Below are 4,401 nucleotides of genomic sequence, written 5' to 3'. Positions count from 1 at the left end.
GGTGAGCGAGGTCGAGCTGGATGGCTGTGATGGTTGCGCCGCCGATGAGCTCCGGCGCCGGTTTGATCCGCGCCGGCAGCGCATCGATCTTGGCCGGGCACCCTTGTTGCGGTTTGTGACCGCGCGCGATCCCGGCAGCGGGCGCTGGCTGCTGCTGGAGCTGCAGCATCATTTGATCGGGGATCACACGACGGTGGAAGTGATGCATGCCGAGGTGCGGGCCATGCTGGCAGGGCGGGCCTATGAACTGGCCGCGCCGCTGCCGTTCCGCAATCTGGTGGCGCAGGCGCGTCTTGCTGTTGATGCCAAGGCGCATGAAGAGTTCTTCCGAGGGCTGCTGGCCGACATCGACGAGCCGACCATGCCGTTCGGGCTAAGCGAGGTCTACGGCGACGGCAGCGGCGTCGGCGAGGCGCATCGGATGCTGCCGCAGGCGCTCAACGAGCGGCTGCGCGAACAGGCGCGGCGGCTCGGGGTGAGCCTGGCCAGCCTGTGCCATCTGGCCTGGGGGCAGGTGGTGGCGCGCAGCAGTGGCCGAGAGCAGGTGGTGTTCGGCACGGTGCTGTTCGGCCGGATGCATGCGGGTGCGGGTGCCGACCGCACAATGGGCCTGTTCATCAACACCCTGCCTGTGCGGCTTGCCTTGGACGAGACCGGGGTTGCGGCGAGCGTGCGCAGCACCCACGCGCAGCTTTCCGAGCTGCTGGCGCACGAGCATGCCTCGCTGGCGCTGGCGCAACGCTGCAGCGGCGTTGCGGCGCCGGCGCCGCTGTTCAGCGCGCTGTTGAACTACCGCCATAACAGGCCGGCAGCCACGCCCGGCTCCGGAACGGATGATGTCCTGTCGGGCGTGGAATGGCTGGGCGAGGAGGAGCGCACCAACTATCCGCTGACCTTGTCGGTGGAGGATTTTGGCGAGGCGCTCGGGCTGACGGCGCAGGTGGCGGAGCCAATCTCGGCGGATCGGATCTGCGGCTACATGCAGCAGACGCTCGCGCAGCTGGCAGCGGCGCTGGAGCGGGCGCCGAACACGCCAGTGCGGGAGCTGGACATCCTGCCAGCGGACGAGCGCACCTATCTGCTGGAGGAGCTGAACCGGACGGCGGCGCCGTATCCTGTGGAGCAGTGCATCCATGAGCTGTTTGAGGCGCAGGTGCGCCAGGCGCCGAATGCGGTGGCGGTGGTCTGTCAGGACCAGCGCGTCAGCTATGGCGAGCTCAACGCGCGGGCCAACCGACTGGCACATCATCTGATCGCACTCGGAGTAAGGCCGGGGGATAGCATTGCGACAGTGCTTGATCGCTCCGTCGCTCTTGTGGTCGCGCAGCTGGCGATCCTGAAGACGGGCGGAGTGTATGTGCCGATTGATCGTGCCCTTCCATCCGCGCGACAAGAATGGCTGATGGCTGATTGTGCTGCCCGCCTGGTGCTTAGCGAGATTGACGGTGATGATCTGGTTGAGGCGGCGATACCTGTTCTGGCGATTGAGCCGCTCATAGTTGGAACGGGATCTAGTTCCGATCCTGGCCTAGCGTTGAGCGCTGAGGCTGCCGCTTACATCATGTACACCTCCGGCTCAACCGGCCTTCCCAAAGGAGTTCTTGTTCCTCATCATGCTGTCAACCGGCTGGTGATCAATAATGGATATGCGAAGATTGAGGCTGGGGATCGTATGGCATGGGCCGGCAATCCCGCCTTCGACGCAAGCACATTCGAAGTGTGGGCACCGCTGCTTAACGGCGGTTGCATTGTTATAATGCAAGCTGTCACAGATCCTGGCAGATTTGCCCGGGCGCTTAACCAGCACCGGGTGACCTCACTCTTTCTAACAACAGCATTATTCAACCAACATGCATCATCGATTGCTCCGACCTTAGCCCAACTCAAGTACCTCCTCTGTGGAGGGGAGCGCAATGATCTTCGCTCATTTCTGAGATTGCTGAAAGAAGAAGGTCCCGTACGTCTCATTCACTGCTACGGCCCGACCGAGACGACGACTTTCGCGACAGTCTGGAATTGTCCGGCTGATTTTAATGGGGCAGTGGTCCCGATCGGTCGTCCGATTGCGAACACGCGGGTGTACCTGCTGGACGGTCATGGCGCGCCCGTGCCGTTCGGTGCGGTGGGCGAGCTTTACATTGGCGGGGCGGGGGTGGCGCGCGGTTATCTGAACCGGCCCGAGCTGACCGCCGAGCGGTTCATCGCCAGTCCCTTTGTGGACGGCGATCGGCTGTACAGGACCGGCGACCTCGGGCGTTATCTGCCGGACGGCAATCTGGAGTTCCTGGGCCGCAATGACGACCAAGTGAAGATCCGCGGCTTCCGCATCGAGCCGGGCGAGATCGCGGCGCGGCTTTGCGAGCACGCCTTTGTGCGCGAGGCGGTGGTGGTGGCGCAACAGGATCGCCGCGGCGACAAGCATCTTATCGCCTATGTGGTGGGCTCGGACGAGGCTGGCTCGGATGAGGACGATGGAGGCGGGTTGGCCGGCACCCTGCGGGCGCACCTAAGTGCGCACCTGCCGGACTACATGGTGCCGTCGGCATTCGTGCGGCTTGAGGTGCTGCCGCTGACGGTGAACGGCAAGCTGGACCGCAAGGCGCTGGCTGCGCCGGCTGACGATGCCTATGCACGGGCGGCCTATGAGGCGCCGCAGGGCGCAGTCGAGACGGCGTTGGCACGGATTTGGGCCGAGCTTCTCGGGCTGGAGCGGGTCGGACGCCACGACCACTTCTTCGAACTGGGCGGCCACTCGCTTCTAGCGGTGCAGGTGTCGAGCCGGCTGTCGCAGGCTGTTGGAGTCGAACTGCCGCTGTCGACGCTGTTCGCCACGCCGGTGCTGGCCGATTTTGCCGCAAGCATCGCCGAGGTGTTGAGTCGCTCCGGTCGCCAAGACGTGCCGGCGATTGCAGCCGTATCGCGTCATGAGCCGCTTGTGCTGTCGTTTGCGCAGCAGCGGCTGTGGTTCTTAGCGCAGCTGGACGAAGGCAGCACGCACTATCACATTCCGCTAGCCTTGCGGCTGCGCGGGGTCCTCGATCGCAGCGCCTGGCAGCGCAGCCTTGACCGTCTGTTTGCGCGTCATGAGGCGCTGCGCAGTGTCTTTGTCGCGCCGCAGGGCAAGCCCCGGGTTGAGATCCTGCCGCCGGATGCGGGACTGCCGGTGCTTGAACACGATCTACGGCAGAGGCCGGATGCGGAAGCGGCACTTTTGGATCTGTGCCATGAAGAGGAGCGCACACCGTTTGATCTTGCGCGCGGGCCGCTGATCCGCGGGCGTCTGGTGTGGATGTCAGATGAGGAACACGTCTTCCTGCTGACCCAGCATCACATCGTCTCGGACGGCTGGTCGATGGGCGTGCTGGTGCGTGAACTCAGTCAGCTTTACCGGGCGTTCGAGGCTGGACAGGACGATCCTTTGCCGCCGCTGGCGATCCAGTATCCGGATTATGCCGCCTGGCAACGCCAATGGCTGTCGGGGGAACGGCTGCAGAAGCAGGCGAAATATTGGCGCAACGCCCTGTCAGGCACGTCCCTTCTTGTGTTGCCGACGGCCCGTGCGCGGCCCGCCCAGCAATCGTTTGCCGCGGCCAGTATTCCTGTTGTCATCGATGCGGATCTGACGCGGGACTTGAAGCGGCTGAGCCGGCAACATAGCACGACGTTGTTCATGACGGTGCTGGCGGGCTGGGCGACGGTGCTGTCGCGTCTGTCAGGGCAGGACGACCTTGCGATCGGCGTGCCGAGCGCCAATCGCTGCCGGCGCGAGATCGAAGAGTTGATCGGCTTCTTCGTCAACACCCTGGCGCTTCGGCTAGACCTATCGGGCGAGCCGAGCGTGTCGGAGCTTCTGGAGCGGACGCGGCGCACAGCGCTGGCTGCGCAGGAGCATCAGGACCTGCCGTTCGAGCAGGTGGTGGAGATCGTGCAGCCGCCCCGGGCTCTTGACCACACGCCGTTGGTGCAGGTGATGTTGGCCTGGGAAAACAATGCTGTTGCGTCATTGGACCTGCCAGGACTGAGTGTGGAGGCTGCTGGGAAGGGATTCGATCAAGTCAAGTTCGATCTGGAGCTGAGCCTTAGCGAGCAGGGCGAGGAGATCGCTGGAACACTGAGTTATGCCACAGCGCTTTTTGATCAGGCGACGATCGAGCGGCAGCGCGGTTATCTACTGGCGCTGCTGCGGGCGATGGCTGCCGATGCAGGCCAGGCGGTCGGCCGCCTCGACATCCTGCCGGCCGACGAACGCAATTATCTGCTGGAGGAGTTGAACCGGACCGCGGCGGCCTATCCGTCGGAGCGGTGCATCCATGAGCTGTTCGAGGCGCAGGTGCAAAAGGCGCCGGAGGCGGTGGCGGTAGTCCACGAGGACGAGCGCCTGAGCTATGGCGAGCTCAACGC

1 protein-coding gene is annotated in these 4,401 nt (G+C 64.3%); it reads left to right on the top strand.

All coding sequences use genetic code 11. The features are described 5' to 3' along the window. The coding region (locus tag IVA79_RS18165) for an amino acid adenylation domain-containing protein (protein ID WP_247555086.1) at positions 1-4,401 on the top strand (4,401 nt) is incomplete at both ends.

The sequence above is a fragment of the Bradyrhizobium sp. 138 genome, from assembly GCF_023074075.1.
Taxonomy (GTDB): Bacteria; Pseudomonadota; Alphaproteobacteria; order Rhizobiales; family Xanthobacteraceae; genus Bradyrhizobium.
Note: the sequence above shows the minus strand (reverse complement) of the source record. Positions and strands in the feature narration are given on the sequence as shown.